Source organism: Bacteroides faecalis (assembly GCF_003865075.1).
Lineage (GTDB): Bacteria > Bacteroidota > Bacteroidia > Bacteroidales > Bacteroidaceae > Bacteroides > Bacteroides faecalis.
In genome coordinates, this window is record NZ_BHWB01000003.1 from 138,430 (window position 1) to 164,576 (window position 26,147).

18 protein-coding genes are annotated in these 26,147 nt (G+C 37.9%); 10 read left to right on the top strand and 8 right to left on the bottom strand.

From position 1 onward, the window contains the following. Positions 1-102 precede the first annotated feature (102 nt). Genes EJF25_RS06030 through trxB form a run of 3 tightly spaced genes read left to right on the top strand, consistent with a single transcriptional unit; the run spans position 103 to position 4,211 of the window. Positions 103-2,589, top strand: coding sequence for an FtsK/SpoIIIE family DNA translocase (locus tag EJF25_RS06030; protein WP_125040488.1), 2,487 nt, complete (start codon positions 103-105; stop codon positions 2,587-2,589). Positions 2,590-2,608: 19 nt separating this feature from the next. Then, a complete protein-coding gene (lolA1, locus tag EJF25_RS06035; protein ID WP_125040489.1) occupies positions 2,609-3,250 on the top strand; it encodes an outer membrane lipoprotein periplasmic chaperone LolA1 in 642 nt (213 codons plus the stop codon). Between the two features lie 13 nt (positions 3,251-3,263). Further along, positions 3,264-4,211 carry a thioredoxin-disulfide reductase gene (gene trxB, locus EJF25_RS06040; RefSeq protein WP_125040490.1) on the top strand — a complete coding sequence of 316 codons (948 nt, stop codon included), beginning with the start codon at positions 3,264-3,266 and terminating at the stop codon, positions 4,209-4,211. Positions 4,212-4,740: 529 nt separating this feature from the next. Here the strand turns inward: trxB and folB are convergent. After that, positions 4,741-5,109 (bottom strand): dihydroneopterin aldolase, encoded by a 369-nt coding sequence (gene folB, locus EJF25_RS06045; RefSeq protein WP_125040491.1) that lies wholly within the window; start codon positions 5,107-5,109, stop codon positions 4,741-4,743. Positions 5,110-5,196: 87 nt separating this feature from the next. Between folB and EJF25_RS06050 the strand changes: the two genes are divergently transcribed. Further along, positions 5,197-6,180 carry an O-fucosyltransferase family protein gene (locus EJF25_RS06050; RefSeq protein ID WP_125040492.1) on the top strand — a complete coding sequence of 328 codons (984 nt, stop codon included), beginning with the start codon at positions 5,197-5,199 and terminating at the stop codon, positions 6,178-6,180. Here the strand turns inward: EJF25_RS06050 and EJF25_RS06055 are convergent. The 3 genes from EJF25_RS06055 to EJF25_RS06065 form a co-directional block, all read right to left on the bottom strand. Continuing rightward, positions 6,145-7,179: an acyltransferase family protein gene (locus EJF25_RS06055; RefSeq protein ID WP_125040493.1), complete on the bottom strand. Its 1,035-nt coding sequence runs from the start codon at positions 7,177-7,179 to the stop codon at positions 6,145-6,147. The two genes, EJF25_RS06050 and EJF25_RS06055, sit on opposite strands and share 36 nt — an antisense overlap. A gap of 300 nt (positions 7,180-7,479) precedes the next feature. Next, positions 7,480-10,161, bottom strand: a complete 2,682-nt coding sequence (locus tag EJF25_RS06060; protein ID WP_125040494.1) for a 4-alpha-glucanotransferase — start codon at positions 10,159-10,161, stop codon at positions 7,480-7,482. 131 nt (positions 10,162-10,292) lie between these two features. Then, positions 10,293-12,836 carry an adenosylcobalamin-dependent ribonucleoside-diphosphate reductase gene (locus EJF25_RS06065; protein WP_125040790.1) on the bottom strand — a complete coding sequence of 848 codons (2,544 nt, stop codon included), beginning with the start codon at positions 12,834-12,836 and terminating at the stop codon, positions 10,293-10,295. A gap of 284 nt (positions 12,837-13,120) precedes the next feature. Here EJF25_RS06065 and EJF25_RS06070 point away from each other — a divergent pair, with 284 nt between their 5' ends. After that, a complete protein-coding gene (locus EJF25_RS06070; protein WP_125040495.1) occupies positions 13,121-13,864 on the top strand; it encodes an NADPH-dependent oxidoreductase in 744 nt (247 codons plus the stop codon). Positions 13,865-13,954: 90 nt separating this feature from the next. On the opposite strand, the gene dnaA is transcribed toward EJF25_RS06070, so the two are convergent. From dnaA to EJF25_RS06085, 3 genes are all read right to left on the bottom strand, one after another. After that, a complete protein-coding gene (gene dnaA / locus EJF25_RS06075; protein WP_125040496.1) occupies positions 13,955-15,373 on the bottom strand; it encodes a chromosomal replication initiator protein DnaA in 1,419 nt (472 codons plus the stop codon). 350 nt (positions 15,374-15,723) lie between these two features. Continuing rightward, entirely contained in the window at positions 15,724-16,617 is an 894-nt protein-coding gene (locus tag EJF25_RS06080) for an MlaD family protein (RefSeq protein WP_125040497.1), read from the bottom strand. Positions 16,618-16,624: 7 nt separating this feature from the next. Beyond that, positions 16,625-17,878: an N-acetylmuramoyl-L-alanine amidase family protein gene (locus tag EJF25_RS06085; RefSeq protein ID WP_125040498.1), complete on the bottom strand. Its 1,254-nt coding sequence runs from the start codon at positions 17,876-17,878 to the stop codon at positions 16,625-16,627. An 80-nt stretch (positions 17,879-17,958) separates the two neighbouring features. On the opposite strand from EJF25_RS06085, the gene EJF25_RS06090 reads away from it, so the two are divergent. From EJF25_RS06090 to EJF25_RS06100, 3 genes are all read left to right on the top strand, one after another. Further along, on the top strand, positions 17,959-18,966 hold the full coding sequence (locus tag EJF25_RS06090; RefSeq protein WP_200832876.1) for a transporter: 1,008 nt from the start codon (positions 17,959-17,961) through the stop codon (positions 18,964-18,966). 335 nt (positions 18,967-19,301) lie between these two features. Further along, positions 19,302-19,835, top strand: a complete 534-nt coding sequence (locus EJF25_RS06095; protein WP_125040791.1) for a GNAT family N-acetyltransferase — start codon at positions 19,302-19,304, stop codon at positions 19,833-19,835. 277 nt (positions 19,836-20,112) lie between these two features. Then, on the top strand, positions 20,113-21,468 hold the full coding sequence (locus EJF25_RS06100) for a metallophosphoesterase family protein (RefSeq protein ID WP_125040500.1): 1,356 nt from the start codon (positions 20,113-20,115) through the stop codon (positions 21,466-21,468). Here EJF25_RS06100 and EJF25_RS06105 read toward each other — a convergent pair. Then, positions 21,457-22,620, bottom strand: coding sequence for an exo-beta-N-acetylmuramidase NamZ family protein (locus tag EJF25_RS06105; protein WP_125040501.1), 1,164 nt, complete (start codon positions 22,618-22,620; stop codon positions 21,457-21,459). The genes EJF25_RS06100 and EJF25_RS06105 overlap by 12 nt on opposite strands. 75 nt (positions 22,621-22,695) lie before the next feature. Here EJF25_RS06105 and EJF25_RS06110 point away from each other — a divergent pair, with 75 nt between their 5' ends. Both EJF25_RS06110 and EJF25_RS06115 read left to right on the top strand, forming a co-directional pair. Beyond that, positions 22,696-23,232, top strand: a complete 537-nt coding sequence (locus EJF25_RS06110; RefSeq protein WP_125040502.1) for an HD domain-containing protein — start codon at positions 22,696-22,698, stop codon at positions 23,230-23,232. Positions 23,233-23,321: 89 nt separating this feature from the next. After that, positions 23,322-26,024: a putative LPS assembly protein LptD gene (locus EJF25_RS06115; protein WP_125040503.1), complete on the top strand. Its 2,703-nt coding sequence runs from the start codon at positions 23,322-23,324 to the stop codon at positions 26,022-26,024. Positions 26,025-26,147 lie beyond the last annotated feature (123 nt).

The window sequence follows — 26,147 nt, forward strand, 5'->3', positions numbered from 1 at the left end:
GCAAAGGTAAGAAAAAGGATTGAATGAGCGCAGTGCTCGTTATTTTTTTATTATTTTTGCAGCTTAGATTCAGATTCTAATTTATTAAAAGATATAATGTTCATGGCAAAAAAGAAATTAGATAAGGAGGCAGATAAGACTCCATCTTCCCCTGGTAAGATTGCTGCGTATTTTAAGAATGAGACGATCCATTTTGTGATTGGATTGATGTTAGTTATCTTTTCTGTTTATTTATTGTTGGCATTTTCCTCCTTCTTTGCTACGGGAGCGGCTGACCAGAGTATCATTGATAGTGGTAATCCCGCCGATTTGGCAGCAGTAGATAATCATGTGAAGAACTATGCCGGTTCGCGTGGAGCGCAGTTGGCAAGCTATTTAATTAATGACTGTTTCGGAGTCTCTTCTTTCTTTATCCTTGTCTTTTTGGCAGTGGCAGGATTGAAGTTGATGCAAGTACGCATTGTTCGTTTATGGAAGTGGTTTATTGGCTGTACTCTCTTACTGGTTTGGTTCTCTGTCTTTTTCGGATTTGCTTTTATGGATCATTATCAGGATTCTTTCCTCTACTGGGGAGGTATGCATGGTTATAATGTGAGTCGTTGGCTGATATCTCAAATAGGTGTGCCTGGTGTATGGATGCTTTTGTTGGTCACAGCGATTTGTTTCTTTATATATATGAGTGCACGAACTGTTATTTGGCTGCGCAAATTATTTGCGTTGAATTTCTTGAAACGGAAGCAAAAAGAAGAAGGTCAGGTGCCACCGACGGGAGAAACACAAGAGTTTACTACCTCTCAGCCACAAGAAGTGGAATTTAACCTGAAGAGAACTTATAAACAAAATCCTCCTGCACCGATAAAAGATGTGCCAGTTGAAGAACCGCAGGATGATTCATTCTTATACCATTCAGAATCGGAGACTGCTTCTAAAGAAGCGAATGAAGATGAAGTAACAATGGTTTTTGAACCGGCGGCTCCCAATGCAACAGTTGTATCAACAGAAGACTCCGGCAATGGATTTGAACCGGGATTTGATGTAGAACCGGCTCCTGAAGAAGAAGAATACCAGGGTCCTGAAGTAGAACCTTATAACCCGACTAAAGATTTGGAGAATTACCGATTCCCGACTATCGACCTGATGAAGCATTTTGAGAATGATGATCCTACTATTGATATGGATGAGCAAAATGCAAATAAGGACCGTATCATCAATACATTACGTAGTTTTGGTATTGAGATTAGTACGATTAAAGCAACGGTGGGGCCTACGGTTACTCTGTATGAGATTACTCCTGAACAAGGAGTACGAATCTCTAAAATCCGCGGTTTGGAAGATGATATTGCATTGAGTTTGTCTGCTGACGGTATTCGTATCATTGCTCCGATACCAGGCAAAGGTACAATCGGTATTGAAGTCCCGAATAAGAATCCGAAGATGGTATCCGGTCAGAGCGTGATCGGGAGTAAGAAATTCCAGGAATCTAAATTTGACTTGCCGATTGTACTGGGTAAAACCATTACCAACGAAGTATTTATGTTCGACCTTTGCAAGATGCCACACGTGCTGGTGGCAGGTGCGACCGGTCAGGGTAAGTCTGTTGGATTGAATGCTATCATTACCTCTTTATTATATAAGAAACATCCGGCTGAATTGAAGTTTGTATTGGTCGATCCCAAAAAAGTTGAGTTCAGTATCTATTCGGTTATTGAAAACCACTTCCTGGCGAAGCTTCCTGACGGAGGGGAACCGATTATTACCGATGTGACAAAAGTAGTTCAGACATTGAATTCGGTTTGTGTGGAAATGGATACGCGTTACGACCTGTTGAAAATGGCTCATGTGCGTAACGTGAAAGAATATAATGATAAATTTATCAATCGTCGTCTGAACCCTGAAAAAGGGCATAAGTTTATGCCTTATATAGTGGTGGTGATCGATGAGTTTGGAGATTTGATTATGACTGCTGGTAAGGAGGTTGAACTTCCTATCGCCCGTATTGCCCAGTTGGCACGTGCAGTTGGTATTCATATGATTATTGCTACACAGAGGCCGACTACGAATATTATTACCGGTACGATTAAAGCCAACTTCCCGGCTCGTATTGCATTCCGCGTTTCTGCTATGATGGACTCTCGTACTATTCTTGACCGTCCGGGGGCCAACCGACTGATAGGTAAAGGGGATATGCTTTTCTTGCAGGGTGCTGATCCGGTACGTGTGCAATGTGCTTTTATCGATACGCCGGAAGTAGAAGAAATTACGAAGTTTATTGCCCGTCAGCAAGGTTATCCTACTCCGTTCTTCTTGCCCGAATTTGTCAGTGAAGATAGTGGTAATGATGTGGGTGAAATAGACATGGGACGTCTTGATCCGTTGTTTGAAGATGCTGCCCGCTTGGTTGTGATTCACCAGCAGGGATCTACTTCGTTGATTCAACGTAAATTTGCAATCGGTTACAATCGTGCCGGACGTATCATGGATCAGCTTGAAAAGGCTGGAATCGTAGGACCTACCCAAGGTAGCAAAGCGCGTGACGTACTTTGTATGGATGAGAATGATCTTGAAATGCGTTTGAACAATTTGCAATAAAAGAGCGTTATATAAGTAAATGATGAAATACATTTTTAGTGTTTTAATAGCTTTACTGTCATGGCCTGTGGTTGCTCAGCAATCACAGGCTAAAACTGTTTTAGACAAGGCTGCCGAAGCTTTCCGGAAAGCGGGAGGAATACAGGCAGAGTTTAGTGTGAAATATTATAATAATGGGCAGTTTGCAGGAACTTCCAGTGGTGTGATTCGTTTGAAAGGAGAGAGGTTTCAACTGCAAACTCCTGAAGCAGCTACATGGTTTGATGGGAAAACACAGTGGAGTTATCTGGAAAATAGTGAAGAAGTGAACATCACTACTCCTACTCAAGAAGAATTGCAATCTATCAACCCATATACCTTATTGTATATGTATCAGAAGGGTTTTTCATATAAGCTGGGTTCTGTTAAGAGCTTCGGTGGAAAATCGATAACGGAAGTGATTCTGACGGCAACTAGCAAGAAACAGGACTGGGAGTCTATCACTCTTTATGTTACTCCGGATACGTATCAGCCCGTTTTTATAATGCTTCAACAGCGTGGTGTAAAAAATCGAAGTGAAATCACGATTACCGGCTATAAAACAGGATTGAACTATCCTGATACTGAATTTGTTTTCGACCGAAAACAATATCCGAATGTAGAAATTATAGATTTAAGATAAAAGAGATCAGAAGATGGAAACAGAAAAAGTAAAATGCCTGATTATCGGGTCAGGACCTGCCGGATATACGGCAGCTATTTATGCAGGTCGCGCCAATTTGTGCCCTGTACTTTATGAAGGATTGCAACCCGGCGGTCAGCTGACTACAACGACGGACGTAGAAAACTTCCCGGGATATCCCGAAGGAATCAGTGGTCCGCAGTTGATGGAGGATTTACGTAACCAAGCTTCCCGCTTTGGAACAGATGTCCGCTTTGGAATAGCTACAGCAGCCGATTTAAGTAAAGCCCCATATAAAATCACGATTGACGGAGAAAAAGTAATTGAAACGGAAAGTTTGATTATTTCTACCGGAGCTACGGCTAAGTATCTGGGGCTGGATGACGAAAAGAAATATGCTGGTATGGGTGTAAGTGCTTGTGCTACTTGCGACGGCTTTTTCTATCGTAAGAAAGTTGTAGCTGTAGTTGGTGGTGGTGATACTGCCTGTGAAGAAGCTATTTATTTAGCTGGTCTGGCATCAAAAGTATACTTGATTGTTCGTAAGCCTTATTTGCGTGCATCAAAGATTATGCAGGAACGTGTGATGAAGCATGAGAAAATTGAAGTGCTTTACGAACACAACGCTGTGGGATTGTTTGGTGATAACGGGGTGGAAGGTGTGAATCTGGTAAAACGTTGGGGAGAACCTGATGAAGAACATTATAGTTTGCCTATTGATGGTTTCTTCTTGGCTATCGGTCATAAACCGAACTCAGATATATTTAAGGATTACATAGATACGGATGAAGTAGGATATATTATTACTGAAGGTAATAGTCCTCGCACGAAAGTTCCGGGAGTATTTGCTGCCGGAGATGTGGCCGATCCGCATTATCGTCAGGCTATTACAGCCGCAGGAAGTGGTTGTAAGGCTGCAATTGAGGCTGAACGTTATCTCTCGGAAAAAGGAATTATTTGATGTTACTCAAAAAGAGTTGATCACGCAGGGAAGAGAATCAAATTCTGCTTCTCAGGGTTATAAAAGACATGTTTTATTGTAACTTGTCTCTTTTTGAAGTTAATAGGCTAATAATCAGAGGAGAAAAGGTGATAATAGCATGGTTGTAATAGAGTGACAATAGGTTTTAAAGTAAAATCTATTGTCACTTTTGATTCTATAATATTGGTATATTTATTTGATTATCAATGTAAAAACAACCATTTTCTTTTTTTCTCCCTCTTTCCTGATATTCTTCTTTTGGGGTAATAAATCTCTTTTTTATAGTAATGAGTATCTGGAAGTCTCTTTTGCCCTCTCATTATTTCTTTGTTTTTATTGTAATTTATTTCTTAGCTAGTTTGGTATTATAGTTTCTATAGCCTTGAAACCTTTAGTTTCAATAGGCTGAAACTTTTGGTTTCAAGGCATGAAACTTTTGGTTTCACAGCATGAAACTAAAGGTTTCACCCAATGAAACTAAAAAAGTATTGTACGAATTGGAAGAAAGTTACCTACTACAATGTAATGTGATACCTGCTACATCTATATCAGCTCCCATGGGCGGATTTCTTTTGGAAAGACTGATTTCGATCTCTTCAACGGGAGGAAATGCAATAAAAAGTCTAGATACTATTCGTCTGCACACATGTTCTAAAAGTTTGGCCGGAATGGACATTTCATTCTTAATGACTTCATATATTTCGGCATAATTGACGGTGTCCATTACCTCGTCCGTTGCAGTGGCAAGGCTAATATCTACTTTTAGTTTTATATTGATGATATATTCATTACCGATAAGATTCTCCTGTGGTGCTACACCGTGATAAGCATAGCAACGGATGTTTTCTAAGAAGATGTAACTGCTATTTATTCTCATATCTTTTTATTTCTGTGGAAGTAAAGGTATAGCTTTATTTCTTTTGATAGAACATTTTCACTATTTTTGTTCGCTAAAAATAATTATATGGGACTAAAAGACTTTATAAAATCGGATTTGAATAATCTGTTATACCGTGAATATCGATTGAATCGGAAGGTGAGAAGGCATTTATCTCCTTACTACAACGAACAAGAGCCCGTTGGAAAGAATGAGAAGAAAATAATTGTTTTTATGGCGGACGGGCGAAAAAAACATGGTGGATTGGCAGACCGTCTTCGTGGTATGATCTCAACCTTTAAATATTGTCAGGAGCATAATTTAGAGTTTCGTATTCATTTCACATGTCCTTTTGAATTAGAAGATTTGCTTGTTCCCAATCAATATGATTGGCGGATCCGTAATGATGAGATTTCTTATAATTCGTCCTTCTCACTCCCTGTATATATTGATTCCAGTCATTATCCGGAAGCTGATAGGACCTTCCAGCGTAAAATGACGGAAAAAATGCTGAGTAAAAATTATAAGCAAATTCATGTGTATACTAATATGTATTTTGCTGATGATGAATTCGGACCTTTGTTCAATCAGTTGTTTAAACCGACACCTGCTTTACAAGCGTGGATTGATGAGAATTTGTCAGAATTGGGGGACAATTATATTTCTCTAAGTTTCCGTTTCCAGAATTTGTTTGGTGACTTTCCTGATGGAAGTACAGTTTATTCGCCGGAAGAACAGAAGGAACTACTTGATAAATGCATAGTAAAGATACAATCTTTGCATGAAGCACATCCCGAAGCGAATAAAGTTTTGATAACTGCCGATAGTGAATATTTCCTGAAACAAATTTCGAAATTGGATTTTGTATATGTACTGCCCGGTAAAGTGGGACATATGGACCATCGTTCGGAACAGGATATTAACGTACACATGAAAACATTTCTTGATTTCTTTGTACTGTCACATTCCCGAAAGATCTATTTATTAGTTACTGGGAAAATGTACAAGAGTGGTTTTGCTAAAAGAGCTGCAAAATTACAGGGAGTTCCTTTTACGGAAGTCGATTTTTAGCAAATCTTTTTGTGCTACCAATTGCGGAATTACTTTTAAAAAAAGAGGTGTCAGCAAAAGGCAGATAGTCAGTGTCAATAATAATAACACGATGGCTTGTAACCAACTATTATGAATATAATGGTCCGATAAAGGACTGACAAAGTGCAAGATAGGAGCATGGATACTGAGGGTAATAATTGAATATCGTCCTAAGTATGAAACAATAGCCAGCTTTTTTATTTTTTTACATAATAGCATAATTATGAATATTCCGGCAAATGCGGCAATGTACACTTGGAAAATATTTCCTGGGTAATTGTTTGTGCGCATTCCTAATGGAGTAGCAGTAAAATACATCACAACTAACGCTGAAGATATAAAGGCAGGGATAATCTTATCGAAACGATGGTGGGGAAAAAGAAAAAAGTTGTATCGGCGAATCCAGAATCCTGCAACATAGAAGGGGAGTGCTGTCATGGCAACATCTAAATATGCAGGAAGTACGATTTGCTGTTTTCCCAGGTAGAATCCGGCACTTCCTATCAACAGAGTCACTATAAACATTGCAGGTAAATGTTTGTCGCGTAGAAAGTGTACAAAATAAAATAGTATATTACAATTGAACAAAGCTATCAAAAACCAGAGTGGGGGATTGAACCTGATGAGAGCATGTCCTTCAAAAACAATCAGTAATTCCTTCCACGACACTGGAAGATGGAAAACTCCGGGAGCTATTTTCCATACAATATATTTTAGTAAAAACGAACTTATATAGAAAAAGAGAAAAGGAATAATCAGTTTATTTATCTTTCTAATAACAAAGCCAAACAATCCTTCGTAGGACTTAAAAAATATTCCTGAAATAAAAAAGTAAAGAGGCATACGGAAACATGATAACATGGAATTATAGTCGAGTTGGTCGAAAGCTCCCCCAATATGTGACATAACTACTAGAATGATACAAATTCCTTTCGTCAAATCCACAAAATCAATGCGTTCGTGCTTGTTATCCTCCATTAAGATTCTCTTTGTTTTGTTTCGGATACAAATATACTTGATTAATTGGGAATAAATAGGAATTGGAAGAAAATAAATAGATAGAATTGTCTGTATTAATTTGTATTATGTAACTGTGTTTGAACTTTCTTTTCGTTGTGAAAAACAACCGAAAATAGAATTATGTAAAGTGCAGACTTTGTAAAATAAGCATGGCCCTTATGACACATGAATCATACAAAATCTGCACCTAAAAGGGAATTCTAAGACTAAGCAATGAGTACTTCCTATGAGCTTATTATAATATACGCTTTGTTTTCCCTACTTCTTAGGATTTCTTCCGGTGTATTTAATCAGTTCACATATTTTTTTATTAAGTTCATTGGCTTTCATCAATTGCTCCAAAGTTAGATGCATTCGATAACGCCAATAATTTCGTGGATTGGATGGTACATTAATCCGTTCTTCTTCTACATTGGGATTTCTCCATTTTCCATCAATGGATAGCCAATCCTGTAAAGATAGAATACAGAGAATAGAGTTGCTATTCAGATGGTTACGAACCACTTCTTCGCATATTCCGGGAGGTGCAACGGTAGGAGCTGTGCCGTAATGTCCAAGCATTAAGTTGTAATAACGTTGTGTTTGTTGATAATCTTCTTCCCACCATCCACGTAAAGTAGACATGTCATGTGTAGAAATAGTGCAAACCGAGCGGTATGGATATTCGTTCAGGTGACCGAATTCATACATTGGATTCTTTGGCATCCGCTGGATTTCAAGACTAAGAATACGGAGATCATTCATGACTGAAGCAACACAGGCGGGAATCATTCCAAGATCTTCTCCACAAACCAGCATACGAGTAGATTGTGTAAGTTGGGGTAACTTCTTCATGGCTTGTTGTTGCCAGAATTCATTATGACGATGGTAGTAATATTGGTCATATAGTTTGTTGAAGGCATTTCTTTCTTCTTCATTCAGTGAACGGAAAATAAAATCACGTTGTACGCTGATTCGTGGGTGGTATTTACCTTCTTCTTTATTGTCTGGAACAAACAAGACATCACTAATTAATGTGTAAAGTCCTTCGCGTATCCATACGCTGTCTTCGTCATTTTTTCCCATGAAGAAAGTCTCGACTTCCCTTTGTGTCCGAAATCCCGGTCTCATACAATAGATATCCGGAGTATCTGTAGGTTGGATGAATGTTTGTTTTACATATTCAGTATGTGGACCAAATAACTGTCCGAGGAATGATTCGTGGATATAAGGTACCAGATATTCTTTGCGAAAGGGGAACCCGTAACTTTCAATTTCTTCCTTACTCATAGGAAGGGAAGGAACAAATTGACCTAATAATCCATGTACAGCATGCATGGGAATTTCCCAAATGCGGAAAAAGCCGAGGATGTGGTCAATACGGTAGGCATCAAAATACTCTGCCATCTTCTGGAATCGTTTCATCCACCAGCGATAGCCATCTTTTTCCATGACATCCCAATTGTATGTTGGAAATCCCCAATTCTGTCCGTTTATAGAGAAGTCGTCAGGAGGTGCTCCTGCCTGTCCGTTAAGATTAAAATAATGAGGTTCTGTCCATGCTTCAACGCTGTTGCGGCTAATACCGATTGGAATGTCGCCTTTTAATACAATTCCATGTTTACGGGCATATTGGGTTGCTGACTGCAATTGCAGATGAAGATGATATTGAATATAGTAATAGAGAGCAATATGTGGGTAATCAGTTGATTCAGGTTGGCATATTCTCTCTATTTCTTGTTGATTATAAACCGTATATCGGGGCCATTCGCGGAAATTTGGAGTCTTGTAAATATCTCGTAGATAACTGAATACAGCGTAAGGCTGTAACCATTCCTTGTTGGCATTGAAGAACTTTTTAAAATCGTTGGATGCGAGAACTTTTTCTCCTTCCTGTTGGAAGATCAGGTGGAAAAAATCCCATTTTATTTGATTGACAGCCTCATAATCAATAGCCGGTAAGTTGTTCAACTCCTTTTGACGCTTGCTAAATTCGGACATCGCCACTTTATCCTTTAGTAATCCCATTTGCGTAATGTCCACATACATCGGGTGGAAAGCATAAATGGAAATACTATTGTAAGGATAAGAATCTGTCCATTTATGAGTCATAGTCGTATCATTGATCGGTAGAATCTGTATTACCTTTTGGTTTGTACTGACAGCCCAGTCAATCATACCTTTTAAATCACCAAAATCTCCAATACCAAAACTCTTTTCTGATTTCAGAGAAAAGATAGGGATGGCTATACCTGCCCCCTTCCATATCGGTGTGTCGAAATAGACGTACCGGTCGGAAATAACCAATGTTTCATTGGTTTTTAATTCAGGATCGGCAAGATAACGGTTGGGATTGTTTTCCCAACAATCGGATTTCTTTTCTTTTTTATTATAAAGGATAAATTTGTATTCCAGAGGAAACTTTAGTTTGCTTGCATCTAACTCTATTTGCCATTCGGGAAAGTTTGCATCGCTCATGAGAACAGCTTGCTCTGGGTTCCAATTTCCTAATGCTTTTTGGTTACCACAGATGGCTAGGCAATAGTCATTGTTTATGTGAGGAGCATAAGCTTTAATCATCAATCCCTTTTTATAGCTGATGGGAGTTTCTGTTTTTTCAGGATGCGCTAATAATACTTTTGTAAATGCTGAACTATAAAAATAGAGCTGTTCGGGAATGTTTTTCCAACAATCATTTACTATGTATTTCTTTTTAGTTACACCCGATAAATGTAGCTGCCGGGGAAAACTATTCCACTCTTTACGGGTCACTACTCCATTCTGTTCTATTTGGTAACTATAATTGATAGCCATACCTTCCTTGGGGACATCGAGCTCGATGTCCGCTGTCCAATATATGCCGTCCGTTGTATGCATGGGGATAGATTCATGAAACAGATCCGCTATCTTTACTTCTTCCCCCCAATTGGTGCGGTATTCGATGTTAAACGATAGATTCATAAATTAGATTTTGATTAGATTTCTTTATGAAGGTGCAAGTATAAGATTTTCTTTTTGAATAAAAAATTAAAGGAGTCCCGAAGGACCCCTTTAACCTTTTGTTTATATATTAATTAACATACATCAATGGATCATCCACATCTGGAAGCACCGCAAGTGGTACAAATCAGACAACCTTCCTGATAAACCAATGTTTCATTGCCACAATTCGGGCATTTTTTACCTTTGGCTTCTGTTCCATCTTGAATGTATTTTTTCAGTGCTCGTTCAACACCATTTTTCCATGTATTGATACTTTCGCTATTCAACTGCAATGAACCGACTAACTTAATCACTTGTTCAATTGGCATTCGATAGCGAAGTACACCTGAAATCAATTTTGCATAGTTCCAATATTCTTTATTGAACTTCTCTGACAGTCCTTCAATAGTTGTTTTGTAGCCACGCTTGTTCTCAAACTGGAAGTCATAACGCTTGTTTCCGTCTTCGTCCACATTTTTGATGATACGTCCCGAAGTTACGCTCTTCGGTAGTAAGATACCTTCGTCATCATCCTGTAAACCAGTGAAGATCTCATACGGATGACCATCTAATAATCCGACAAATGCTACCCACTTTTCTTTATTGTTTTGGAAACGAACTACATCTGCTTCCAATATTCTTGGACGTACTTCTACTACTGTAGGAGGTTTACAAGGGGGGAGCTCTTTTTTCTGGTCTTTATCTGATTTTGTAGAGATTAATACTCCTGAACGGGAACCGTCACGATAAACAGTACATCCCTTGCAACCGGACTTCCAAGCTTCTACATACAACCGGTTGACTAAATCTTCGTCTACGTCATTGGGAAGATTGATCGTTACACTAATAGAGTGATCCACCCATTTTTGGATTCTTCCTTGCATCTTCACTTTCATCAACCAGTCTACATCATTCGAAGTAGCTTTGTAATATGGAGATTTAGCTACAAGTTCATCAATCTCTTCCTGAGTATAACGCTTGGAAGGATCATATCCGTTAGCTTCCATCCATGTAACGAACTTATGATGGAATACAATATATTCTTCGAATGCGTCACCTGTTTCATCAACAAAATCAACGCGTACGTTTGTATCGTTTGGATTTACTTTTCTTCTACGTTTGTAAACAGGCAAAAAGACCGGTTCAATGCCCGAAGTAGTCTGTGTCATCAGACTGGTAGTACCTGTAGGAGCGATCGTCAGACATGCAATGTTTCGACGTCCATACTTTTTCATATTCTCATACAATTCCGGATCTGCTTCAGCTAGTCGTTGGATGAACGGATTGTTCTTTTCACGTTCACTGTCATAAACTTCAAAAGCACCACGCTCTTTCGCCATTTCTACTGATGAACGGTAAGCGCCGAGAGCAACAGTCTTATGTACTTTTTCAGAGAACTCTGTAGCTTCTTCCGTTCCGTATCGCAATCCTAAAGCAGCAAGCATATCACCTTCTGCAGTGATACCTACACCGGTACGGCGTCCCTGGGCGCTCTTTTCATAGATCTTTTTCCATAATATAAGCTCAGCACGTTTTACTTCTTCTGTTTCCGGATCTGTTTCTATCTTGTGCATGATACGTTCGATCTTCTCCAATTCGAGATCAATAATATCATCCATGATACGTTGAGCCACAGCAACGTGCTTTTTGAAAAGTTCGAAATCGAAGTAAGCGTCCGGCTTAAATGGATTCACTACATAAGAATATAGGTTGATAGCCAGCAAGCGACAAGAATCGTAAGGGCATAATGGAATTTCACCACATGGATTGGTGGATACAGTTTTGTACCCTAAATCTGCATAGCAATCTGGTACTGATTCACGGATGATAGTATCCCAGAATAGCACACCTGGTTCTGCCGATTTCCAAGCATTATGCACAATCTTTTTCCATAAAGTAGAAGCGTCTATCTCTTTGGTTGTAGTTGGATTGACTGCATCAATCGGATATTGTTGCGTATAAGTTTTCCCTTCAACAGCAGCTTGCATGAAAGCGTCGTCCAGTTTTACAGAAACATTGGCACCTGTTACCTTACCTTCAGTCATTTTCGCATCAATAAATGCCTCTGAATCCGGATGCTTAATGGATACACTTAACATTAATGCTCCACGACGTCCATCCTGAGCTACTTCACGTGTAGAATTGGAATAACGTTCCATAAAAGGAACGAGACCGGTAGAAGTCAGTGCTGAGTTTTTTACGGGAGAACCTTTCGGACGGATGTGTGACAAGTCATGTCCCACACCTCCACGTCTTTTCATCAGTTGAACCTGCTCTTCGTCAATTTTGATAATTGCACCGTAAGAGTCGGCGGAACCATCTACACCGATTACAAAACAATTAGATAACGAAGCTACTTGATAGTCGTTACCGATACCTGTCATCGGACTACCTTGAGGAACGATGTACTTGAAGTGATCCAGTAAATCATAAAGTTCCTGTGCACTTAAAGCATTTGGGTACTTCGCTTCGATTCGTGCTACTTCATTGGCAATTCTCCAATGCATATCTTTCGGAGATTTCTCATAAATATTTCCGAAAGAATCTTTGACTGCGTATTTATTCACCCATACCCTTGCAGCCAACTCGTCACCTTGAAAATATCGTAAAGATTCTTCAAAGGCTTCATCATAAGAATAAATTTGTTTTTCCACGATGCAATGTGTCTTAGATTTCATTATTTAATAAGTAATGTGTAGAAGTTTACTTATCATTAACAAATGCGCTGCAAAGCTAAGAATGTTTTTTTATCTATCAAAATAAAAATGAAACATTTTATTAACAGGTTGCACGTTTTCTATTTGTTTAAGTTAAGTATTTGATTAACAGTGTAATTATGGTTTTGTTCAATGGCTGAAGTTCTCCAAAAAGAAAATTATTCTTTTTTATTGGTGTGATGAAATGATTTTTTCTTTTTATATCTTTGCAAAAAAAAGATATGTTTGATACCGTAAAGAACAGAAGAACTATTCGGAAATATCTTCTTAAAGATATTGCTCCTGAGATGTTAAATGATTTGCTTGAAACCTCTTTTCGCGCTTCTACGATGGGAGGAATGCAGCTTTATAGTGTAATTGTTACTCGTAACGCAGAAATGAAAGAGAAACTTTCTCCTGCTCATTTTAATCAACCAATGGTAAAAAATGCACCGGTAGTGCTAACTTTTTGTGCTGATTTTCGGCGTTTCAGCAAGTGGTGCGAACAACGGAATGCTGTGCCGGGATATAATAATTTAATGTCTTTTATGAATGCTTCTATGGATACTTTGCTCGCGGCTCAGACTTTTTGTACATTGGCGGAGGAAGCAGGGCTCGGTATCTGTTATTTGGGAACTACTACTTATAATCCTCAAATGATTATTGATACTCTTCAGTTGCCGGAACTGGTGTTTCCCATAACTACCATAACCGTAGGCTATCCTGACGATATTCCTTCACAGGTGGACCGTTTGCCTTTAGATGCTGTTGTGCATCAAGAGGTGTTTCACGACTACACTTCGGAAGATATCGATCGTATCTATTCTTATAAAGAATCATTGCCGGAAAATAAACAATTTATAGAAGAAAATAAAAAGGAGACTCTGCCACAGGTGTTTACGGATGTCCGTTATACGAAGAAGGATAATGAATTTATGTCTGAGAATCTGTTGAAAGTACTTCGTAAACAAGGTTTTATAGAATAAATGTCAGCAAGAGGCATTTTAAACATCAGGCGCAAATAATATAATTGCTATATCCATTTGTGCCTGATGTTTTTATATTGGGTTTATCACTTATTCCTTATTTCTTTTCTTCAACAGTGATTCAATTTCTCCTACTTCTGCGTGGAAGTTCTTATCTACTTCCAACTGCCCTTTTACAGTTTTGCAAGCGTGGAGTACTGTTGCGTGATCTTTGTTTCCGATGAATTTACCGATCTTTGAAGTAGAGAAATCTGTGTGATTCTTAGCCAGATACATAGCAATCTGACGAGCTTGAACCACTTCTCTTTTTCTGGATTTAGTGTGGATGGCTGATGGCTCTAGATCGAAGTGCTTGCACACTACCTTTAAGATATCATCAATTGTAATTGCCTTAGTCTCATTGTGAACCACACTATGCACAATGTGTTGTGCCAAGTCTAAATCTATTTCCTTGTTGAAAATAGTAGAACGTGCCATAATAGCTATGACGATACCTTCCAGATCACGGACACTTTCGTTCACATTCTCTGCAATGTAATCAATAACTTCCTCAGGGAACTGCAACCCGTCACGATGAATTTTATTCCGTAAGATGTTTTTGCGAAGTTCTACAGTTGGCTTTTCAAGTTCCGCTACCATTCCCCATTTAAAACGAGTCAGCAAACGGTCCTCCATACCCTGCAATAGGATAGGGGCGCGGTCGGAAGTTAATATCAACTGCTTTCCGTTCTGATGCAAGTGATTGAAGATATGGAAAAACGTATTTTGCGTTCTCGTCATTCCGGCAAATTCCTGAATATCATCAATGATCAATACATCAATTGTTTGGTAGAAGTTAATAAAGTCGTTGGTAGTATTGTTTCGTACCGAGTCTGTATATTGAACCTGAAACAGATGTGCTGAAACATACAATACTCTTTTCTCGGAATATAATTCTTTAATTTTAGTTCCGATGGCGTTTGCTAAATGAGTTTTTCCCACTCCAGATGCACCATAAAGGAATAATGGATTAAAAGCTGTACCCGCAGGCTTTTGTGCTACAGCTTCTGCTACGCTTCTAGAAAGTTTATTGCTATATCCTTCAATGAAGTTCTCAAAATTATAGTTAGGGTTCAAATGGGGATCTAGTTCCTGAATAACAGGAGCTTTCAGGAAGTTAGGCGCTTTATTGGCATTAGTGATGTTTTTAGGAGTGATAGCTGTAGAACGATTGCTTGCTTCGAGATTCACAGTCTGATTTGGAATCGAAGTTTTATCTACCATGACATTATACATCAACTTAGTACCTTCGCCAATAGCTTTATATAATGTTTTCCGTAACAAATCCACGAATTTTTCTTCCAGTATTTCATAAAAAAACTGGCTCGGGATCTGTACGATTAATGTTTTGTCCTCATATTTTAATGGAATGATGGGGGCAAACCAAGTATTATATGTCGTTTCGGGAACATTGTCTTTTATGATATCTAAACAGCGGTTCCAAAGCATGACATGATTTGATTCAATCATAGTGACTTTAATACATTTTATTAATTAAGCAAAACTTCTACGCTTGCAAAATTGGGAATCTTATTCGAAAAAAACAAATCTGTTTTTTCTTGTTTTTAATGAACAAATAATAATGCGTTTACTTTCAATGACTTATATAACTGTTTAGTAATACCCTAAATGTAATAAGTCTTGTGTTATTATAAGTGCTTGATTACTATGTAATTATAGACTTATTTGTATTTGCTTTATTTACTTCTCTATACATGTTCAAGAATATTATTTCGGTTTATCGATAGACATTTCAGGCTATTAGTCTTTTTTTATATAGTATTTCTTTATTTAGAGTAATTCTATATTAGGAAGATTCTCTACTTATCTTTTTTGCCGAATAATGAGAAATGGACATAGCGTTTAGGGTGCGCTTTCAGATCTTCCAATAAACTTGCAGCATTTTCAGAGGTTGCGTTTAAGTTATTGTATAAAGATGGATCATTGAAAAGTAAACCTAACGTATTGTCTTTGCTATTTAGTTTGTCTGTAAGTATTTTTACGTTAGCCAATGTCTCGTCTATCTGTTTGATAGTGGCAGCATAGTTTATAACCTTCAGGTTATTGCTAATAGTTATGAAATTATCTCCGATAGTATTTAGCTTCCCTGTGAGTTGTGGTATATCCTTGCTCATAAATCCTCTCATTTGTGAGCTTACTACAGCAAGATTGGCAGTAAGAGTTTCCATTGAGTGCAGAGTTGCAGGAATACTCTTATCATTTAAAGTATTATTTAGAGAGGTAAGAATCGAATCTAATTTGGGTAACATCTGCTCGACTTTGGGCATGAGTTTGGCTACATTTTCCATCATACCGTTGTTCAGTGTTCCAGGTATGGTATCGCCTATAGCATATTTCTCTCTGGGATTATTTGCTAGAAGAATATTCATGCGGACACCTCCCATCAGTTCTGATACAAGTTCTGCAGAACTTCCTTTAGGAATACGTAACTCAGTATCCAGTTCGACTTCCACGATTACGTTTCCCGGATTGGAATAATCATAAAAAATCTCGCGTACGATACCTACGCGAACACCATCTGCAAATACAGGACTCGACTTGGTCAATCCATTTACATTATGAAACTTAGCATAGAAATAGCTTGAAGGCTGGAACATATGGATTCCTTTTAGCCAATTGATTCCATAAACAAGCACACACAGAGCTACAATACCTGCAATACCTATTCTGACTTCTTTTGTAATATACTTCATTTTATTTTTATTTATTTCTTCTCTTTTTAAATTCGGCAATCGCCTCGTTGATATTCATTTTCTCACCGTTCCGGAAAGCAATGATGAATGCGTCCTTGAATTGTGGAGTGATTGTACGTCTGGTGCGCAATACTTTGTTATAATCAGTAGAAGCACCATAAGTATATTTATAAATCCCTTTTTCTTTGTAATAATCGACTCCTTTTAGCCCTTTCAATTGTTTGTCGTTTTTTGAGAGAGGCTTTGAAGAAGTAAGTATTTGTACTTTAAACGTTATCTCGCTGTCATTTGTTGTACTCTCTGATACAATGGGGCGTGTTATTGGTTTAGACTCAATAGTACGAGGCTTTGTTTCAGCCAAAAGTTCCTTTGTTAAAACAGCATTTTCTGAATCGTTGTCTGTTTGAGCAATAACAGGATCGTTTTCTGTTTCTTCCTGTTCAGTTGGAATGATGGTTTTACTACTTCCGGTTAGGCGTAGCTCATGTTCTCTTTTGTAATTCAAGAAAGCATTATAAATACCTTTTGCCAGTGTGCTCGTGCCATTTTCTGAATTCAGATAACGTTCCTCTTCCGGTGTTGAGATAAATCCTAATTCCACTAGGATGCTTGGCATTGCACTAGCTTTTAGAACAAGAAAACCAGCTTGATGTACTCCCCGGTCTACCCGATTGCAAGTATGTCGGAATTGTTTCTGAACCAATGAGGCTAAATGTACACTCTGTTCCATATATTTGTCCTGCATGAATTCAAAGATAATGTATGATTCTGCGGAGTTCGGATTAAAGCCTGCGTAGCGGGTCTGATAATCACTTTCATAAAGGATTACAGAGTTTTCCCGTTTCGCTACCTCTAAGTTGGCGTCCGATTTAGCCAAACCTAATGTCCAAGTAGAAGCACCTTTTGCAGTACGGTTATTGGCTAAAGCATTGGTGTGGATAGAGATAAAAAGATCCGCTTTGGCATTGTTAGCAATTTCTGCTCGACGATCCAATGGAATGAAGACATCCTTTGTACGTGTATAGACTAATTTTACATCATCACAGTTCTTCTTTATCAAATTACCTAGTTTCAGAGCGACATTCAGATTGATATTTTTCTCCTTAGATATTTTTCCTATAGCACCGGGATCGTGTCCGCCATGTCCGGCATCAATAACTACAGTAAAACTCTGTCCCCATAGATTGCAGGTACATAGGGGAGAAATAACTAGCCAGAGGCAAGCTGATATATATAATATGTATGATCTATCTAGTCTCATATTTTAATACGATGCAAATGTAGTAGAAATTTGCAGAAAACTTATGATTTACTATTAAGTTTTGTATTTTTTTCGGTTTAATGGTAGCTTTTTTCCTGAAAACTCCGTTACTTTGCGCCCCGAAGATAAAATATACAGCAATGCTTAAGTTTTTGAAAAATTGGACATTACCTGTCGCAATGCTGGTTGGGACAGTTGTTTATTTCCTGTTTGCCCACGTTTCGTTTCTGGCTCCGGCAAAACCGGCTGTGTGGGTAAGTGTTTCTGTCTTGACTCCTTTCTTGATTTTTGCCCAGTTGTTGCTGACATTTTGCAAGGTTGAGCCTAAAGAATTGAAACCTGTTTTGTGGCATTGGTGGTTACTGTTGTTTCAACTGATTTCTTGTTTGCTTGTAGCCGTAATTTTAGTTTATGTTCCCATGCCTGAAGTATATCGTGACGTGTTTGAAGGGGCAATGGTTTGTTTGATTTGTCCTACGGCTACGGCTGCAGCTGTGATAACTGGAAAACTAGGTGGAAATGCTGGAAGTTTAACTACTTATACATTGCTGTCTAATATTTTGGCAGCAATCATTGTTCCTTTGTTATTTCCGATTGTTGAAGTACATTCAAATGTTAGTTTTTTGATGGCCTGTTCGCGTATTCTTATTAAAGTCTTCCCATTGTTGCTTTGTCCTTTTATAACAGCTTGCTTACTTCGTGTTTTTTTGCCAAAAGTACGGACATATTTGGCTAATTTTAGTAATTTGGCTTTTTATCTATGGGGAGTTGCTTTGGCAATTGTTTCCGGTCAGACTGTTCGCTCTTTGGTTAATAGTGATGCGTCAGGGTATGTGAAACTTTTAATTGCTTTGGCTGGTTTAATAACCTGTTGCATTCAGTTTTATTATGGAAAGCGTATTGGTGAACATTATCAGGAACGTATTAGCGGTGGACAAGCATTAGGGCAAAAAAATACAGTGCTGGCTATTTGGATGGCTTATACATATCTCAATCCGCTATCTTCGGTTGGTCCTGGTTCTTATGTTCTATGGCAGAATATTATCAATTCTTGGCAGTTGTGGAAGAAAAGAAAGAAGGAAAATTAGAAATTCTATTTTATATATTACTCCGAATTACCGAAATAATATCTTTTTATTTTTGAAATTACTTCAACTAATATCGAATATTGTGAGATAATAGTCTAGTGATATAGGCTTAGCTTCTCGATAAACTCCGGCTTGTTTGCCAAACAGGAGGATTGTATTCTATCTTGATCTTTTTTTTCATGAGAACGACGTTTAATTATGTTTTATTGTTATACTTTTGGGGGCTGTATAAAAGGGAAAATCAGATAATGATGAAGACGTTTTTTGTATTTTGTTTTAAAGATAAATCCGGGATTGAATATGGAATTGGTTATAAACAAATAGCAATTAAGAATATGGAAATTAAAATTAGACAAGAACAAGAGAACGATTATAAAGCTGTATATGAATTAATAGAACTTGCTTTTAGAAATATGGAAGAAAGTGATCATAGTGAACATTTTCTGGTGGAGCGCTTGCGTAAATCAGAAGCGTTTATACCAGAGCTTTCTTTAGTGGCAGAAAAGGATGGTGAAATTATTGGTCATATTCTGATGACCAAAGTGGAAATCGTGTCAGCTGTTAAAGCTACGACTACTTTAGCTTTGGCTCCGGTAGCTGTGTTACCTAAATATCAGGGACAAGGGGTTGGTGGTACACTAATTTGTGAAGTACATAAACGTGCTACTGAATTAGGGTATGGCTCTGCTGTTTTATTGGGGCACAAAGATTATTATCCTAAGTTTGGATATAAAAAGGCCATAGATTTCGGCATTGAATTTCCATTTGAGGTTCCTTACGAATATTGTATGGTGATTGAATTGTTGCCGAATGCTCTAAAAAACGTACAGGGTGTGGTTAAATACTCAAAACCATTTATTAATGAATGACGTTCATAGAAGATTATACTGTATTTCTTCTGGTATGTCTCTATCTTTATGAGAACAACAAAAAGGATTAATTGTAATCACTAATCATTATATAAAAACTTTTATATTGCTTTGTATATTTATGATAACTTAGACAAGGTCTTAACTCTTTTGTGATATTACAGATCATCTGTTTTCACTCTATTTCTTCCATTTAAATGGTTAAAAAAAGAACATTTTCTCAGATTTTTGAAACACTATCTTTATCTTTGTTCTTAGTTATAAAAAACTGAAAACAATGAGAGTGAGCAAGAAAAAAATATTCTGGGGATTTATGTTCCTTATATTAATAGCAGGAGGTATTATTTGTAAAATACGTTGGAAAGTCTGGTTCTATAATAGACCGGAGATAAGTTATGTGCTTACTAATGAACCTCAGCGAGTGATTCTAACTTTTGGAAATGATGGTGAGCTTTCCCGTAATGTAAGTTGGGTATGCGGGGGCGTTTCTAAACAGGCAAAACTTGAATATACAAAAATAGGTTCTGGAGATACTCTTATTATTGATGGCTCTTCTAAATTCCTTAAATCGTTAGGAGGTTTTAGCTATACTAATTGGGCAAAGTTTAAGGATCTTGCTTACGGGAATTCTTATTCTTATCGAGTATGGAACGATGATCGGGCTTCTAGCTGGTATTCATTTACTATGCAACCAGATTCTACGGATCACTTTTCTTTTATTTTTGTAGGTGACGTGCAGGATACACTACATGGAAAGACACGTGATTTTATGGAAAATGTACGCTATCGTTTTCCGCAGACCGATTTCTATATGCTTGCCGGTGATTTTATTGAACGTCCGATGGATTGTTATTGGGAAGAAGCATATCAGAGTATTGATTCCATTGCTCCCAGTAAGCCTTTATTAGTTTCTCCTGGAAATCATGAATATGTAAAAGGAATTGTAAGAACTTTGGAGCAACGTTTCAATTATTCCTTTTCATATTTGTTAGAATCCGAATATAAGAATAATAATGTGTATTCTATTGACTATAAGGATGCTACTATTATTACCCTTGACAGTAATCGTGATCCTTGGTTTTTATTTTCACAACGTGAATGGTTGGAGAAAACATTGAAGAATTCTGATAAAAAATGGAAAATTGTAATGTTACATCATCCGGTATATTCTATTAAGGGTAAGACAAATAACATATTGGTGCGCTGGATGTTCGATCCTTTGTTTAAAGAATATGGAGTTGACTTGGTGCTTCAAGGACATGAACATAACTATGCACGTATGACAAACAAAGAAGGTGATGGCAAAATGATTACTCCAGTTTATTTGGTTAGTCATGCTTCTCCGAAAGGATATCGATTGGAGTTCAATGATAAATACGACCGTTTCGGAACTAACAATCGTTTTTATCAGAATATTGATGTAAGGGGAGATACTCTTCGTATACAAGCATTTTTGGAGAATGATTCACTGTATGATGATATGCAGATTGTGAAAAATGCTTCGGGTATTCAGGTAATAGATTATGCACAGAACATTCCCGAAATATTAGAAATGCCTTGGCTGACAGGTAAAAAAGCAAAGGAATTTGAACAGAATGCAGAAAAATGGCGTAAGCGTTCTTTAGTACAATAAATATTTCTTTCTCATGCTTTGATATGTTTGTAGTTCCTTTTGCCAACTGTTACGGATATCTTGTTCTGAATCACCTTTTAGGATGGCTTTGCGAACAGAATTTGTTCCCATAAGTAAATCGAACCATCGTGCACGTGAGAAAAAAGCTTCTCCTTCACCGGATAGTTGGTAGAAATCTAAGAAGTAACGAAGAGTAAATCCATGTACATCTGCTACATTGCGTAAATCTTCTCCGTAACAAAGTATCCCTTTATGCATTGGGTTTTTGTCGAATCCGGGTAAAGACTCAGGAGTGAAAGTGAAGCCACCGTATTTTTTATCAGGTGCGCCCAATACCTGAAAAGGAAAGGTTGTTCCACGTCCTACACTTATCCGAGTTGCTTCGAAAAGGCAAAGAGAAGCATATAACCGAATGGATTGTGCATTAGGTAAATTAGGAGATGGCTTTACGGGAAGTATGTATGGCTGCCCATGTTTCCATCCTTTCATCGAAATAACAGTAAGCGGACAAGGGAGCTTAGTTGTTGTTATCCAACCTTCTCCATTAATCATTTGTGCCAGTTCCCCTATCGTGCAACCATGAAGAATAGGGATTGGTAACATACCTACGAAGCTCCGATAAGCAGGTTTTAATATAGGACCTTCTACATAGTCGCATGGATTTGGACGATCGAGCACAATCAGTTCTTTTTGATTTTCGGCACAAGCTTCCATTACATAAAACATAGTACTTATATAGGTATAAAATCGTGCTCCTACATCTTGTATGTCGAATAAAATAACATCCACATTCTTTAATTGTGCACTAGTAGGTTTTTTATTGTTTCCGTAAAGCGAAATGATTGGTATTCCGGTGCGACTGTCTTTTCCATCTTTTACCTCTTCTCCTGCATCAGCATTCCCCCGAAAACCATGTTCCGGTGCAAATACCTGAACTACTTGAATATTTAATTTCAAAAGAGTATCGAGTAAGTGAGTCTGTCTTGAACTAACAATAGATGTGTGATTTACAACCATTCCCACTCGTTTACCTTTGAGCAGTGGCAAATATCGCTCGGTACGTTCAGCGCCTGTAATCACTTTTCCAAAGATCAACGTTGGAAAGGCTGTGAATACGAGTATTGAAAGAATGAAGAAGAATCTGGTTTGCATATCAGTAAATTTTTGTAATATTGCACAAAAATATTCATTTATCCATAGGAAAACAAGTTATAAGTAGTAAAGAATATGAATCCAAATAAAATTATTGATAAATATTATCCGCAAGATAGTGCACTGAGATCAGTTTTATTAATACATAGTTATGCTGTAGTCCATAAGGCAATGAAAATAATAGATGCTCATCCGGAACTTTCTTTAGATCGTAATTTTGTGCGTGAAGCAGCACTCTTACATGATATAGGTATTTTTCAGACCGATGCTCCTGCTATTCATTGTTTAGGCTCCCATCCTTATATCTGCCATGGTTATTTAGGTGCTGACCTATTGCGTAGTGAAGGATTTCCGCGTCATGCATTAGTTTGTGAGCGTCATACAGGTGCCGGACTGTCCTTGCAGGAAATTATTGAACAGCAACTTCCGATTCCTCATCGTGATATGCTTCCCATCAGTTTAGAAGAGCAATTGATCTGTTTTGCTGATAAGTTCTTTTCGAAAACGCGCCTTGATGAAGAGAAATCTGTAGAAAAAGCCCGGAAGAGTATTGCAAAGTATGGTGAAGAAGGCCTTATACGCTTTAATAGATGGTGCTCTCTCTTTTTATAGCACTAAAAAATAATTAAATAACGAAGATTCGCACGTATAATTGATGAAGATTGTGTACTTTTGCCACTTCAAGCGTAAACTATGAGTTAATGGCGCCATTGAAAGCAAAAATAATTATATCATTCATACTGCTGATTGTCTTACTGATGCTTCCCGACGAGGCTGTGTCCCAACGTCGAAGAAGAGGGATGATTGCCTCCAACACTGCACAAAAGGACTCCTTACAGGGGAATGATTCCCTGAAAGCAGATACAGTGACGGTGCAAATTGACTCTTTGCCACCAGCACAGAAGAAACAACCGCTCGATGCGCCGGTTGTTTATGAATCTAATGACTCTACTGTCTTTACTTTAGGAGGTGCCGCTACATTGTATGGTGGTGGAAAAGTTAATTATCAGAATATTGAGCTTGCTGCGGAAGTAATTTCCATGAATTTGGATAGTAGTACGGTTCATGCCTATGGTATTAAAGACTCTGCCGGAGTGGTAAAGGGGAAACCTGTGTTTAAGGATGGAGATACAGCTTATGATACAGAAACGATTCGTTATAATTTCAAGTCTAAAAAAGCTGGTATCACAGATATTGTTACTCAACAAGGAGAAGGCTATGTGACGGGTAATAAGGCAAAGAAAGGTGCTAATGATGAAATCTTCATGCAGGATGGTCGGTATACGACTTGTGACCACCATGATCATCCGCACTTTTATATGCAGCTGACTAAAGCAAAAGTTCGCCCTAAGAAGAATGTAGTAACAGGACCGGCTTACCTTGTAGTTGAAGATGTTCCTTTGCCCTTGGCGGTACCCTTTTTCTTCTTTCCATTTTCTAGTAGTTATTCTTCAGGCTTTATTATGCCGACCTATATGGATGACTCCAGTCGTGGATTCGGTTTAGCTGAGGGAGGATATTACTTTGCAATCAGCGACATGATGGACTTGAAGTTGACGGGAGATATATTTACTAAAGGCTCATGGCGACTGTCCGGATTGACTAATTATAATCGACGTTATAAATATTCTGGTACTTTGCAGGCCGATTATCAGGTTACTAAGACTGGAGATAAAGGAATGCCGGATTATGCGGTAGCTAAAGACTTTAAAATAGTCTGGAACCACCGTCAGGATGCTAAGGCAAGTCCTAACAGTACGTTCTCGGCGAGTGTAAACTTTTCGACTAGTAGTTATGAACGTTCCAATATCAACAATCTTTATAACTCTCAGTTGCTGACGCAGAATACTAAAACATCAAGTATCAGCTATTCACGTAGTTTCCCGGATTTAGGTTTAACGTTGTCAGGAACCAGTAATATTGCACAGACCATGCGTGACTCTTCTATTGCAGTGACTCTGCCGGATCTTAATATCTCATTAAGTCGTTTGTTTCCGTTCAAGCGGAAGAAAGTAGCGGGAGCCGAACGTTGGTATGAAAAGATTTCTGTTAGCTATACCGGACGTATGACAAATAGTATCCGTACTAAAGATGATCGTTTGTTTAAAGCCGGATTTAACGAATGGGAGCATTCGATGAATCATAACATTCCCGTTAGTGCTACTTTTACTTTATTCAAGTATTTTCAGGTTTCTCCTTCGGTGAATTATACAGAACGTTGGTATACCCGTAAGGTAGATCAGGTGTATGATATGGAAAAACATCGGTTAGATCCGTTAATGAATGATACTATCAATGGGTTCTATCGTGTGTCCAATTATTCGGCCAGTTTGAGTTTGAGTACTAAGTTGTACGGTATGTATAAACCTCTTTTTATGAAGAAGAAGGAAATACAACTTCGTCATGTTTTTACTCCGCAGGTAAGTCTTAGTGGTGCTCCGGGTTTTAGTAAATATTGGGAAGAGTATACTGATTATAATGGGGTGACACAGTACTATTCTCCTTTTAGTGGACAACCTTATGGAGTTCCTTCACGAGAAGGTTCCGGAACTGTAAGTTTCTCTGTGTCGAATAACTTGGAAATGAAGTATTATGATGCGAAAAAGGATACATTAAAGAAAGTGAGTTTGATTGATGAGTTTGGTATGGGCATGTCTTACAATATGGCTGCAAAGGAAAGACCTTGGAGTGATCTGAGTATGAATATCCGTATGAAGCTGACTAAGAACTATACTTTTAATATGAACGCATCGTTTGCTACCTATGCCTACACTTTCGATAAAAATGGTAATGTAGTCACTGGTAATCGTACGGAATGGTCTTATGGACGTTTCGGTCGTTTTCAAGGATATGGTTCTTCTTTCAACTATACCTTAAATAATGATTCTTGGAAGAAATGGTTTGGACCGAAAGATGATGTGGAGAAGGATAAGGATACTGAAGATGATGGTGAAGAATCGGAAGATATAGAAGGAGGAAAGAAAGAAAAGAAAGTTGAAAAAGCACAAGCGGACCCAGATGGTTATCAGGTATTTAAAATGCCATGGTCTTTAAGTCTTAGCTACTCTTTTAATATTCGTGAAGATCGTACAAAACCTATTAACCGTTATTCTATGCGGTATCCGTTTACTTATACTCATAATATCAATGCGAATGGAAATGTAAAGATTTCTAACAACTGGTCACTTTCATTCAATACAGGTTATGATTTCCAGGCGAAAGAAATAACACAAACTTCATGTACAATTTCACGTGACTTACACTGTTTTAATATACAGGCGAGTCTATCTCCATTTGGACGTTGGAAATACTATAACGTTACTATTCGTGCCAATGCAAGTATTTTGCAAGATTTGAAATACGAACAGAGAAGCCAGACTCAAAGTAATATTCAGTGGTATTAAGCATATTTTAGATCAGTCTTTTCTAATAAAATAGAGGAGTTACATTTTGTTTGAACCTTCGTAAGTAAATGATCATTGATGATAAAATGACAGTTAGCAATTAAAGGACTGAGAATGCTTAAT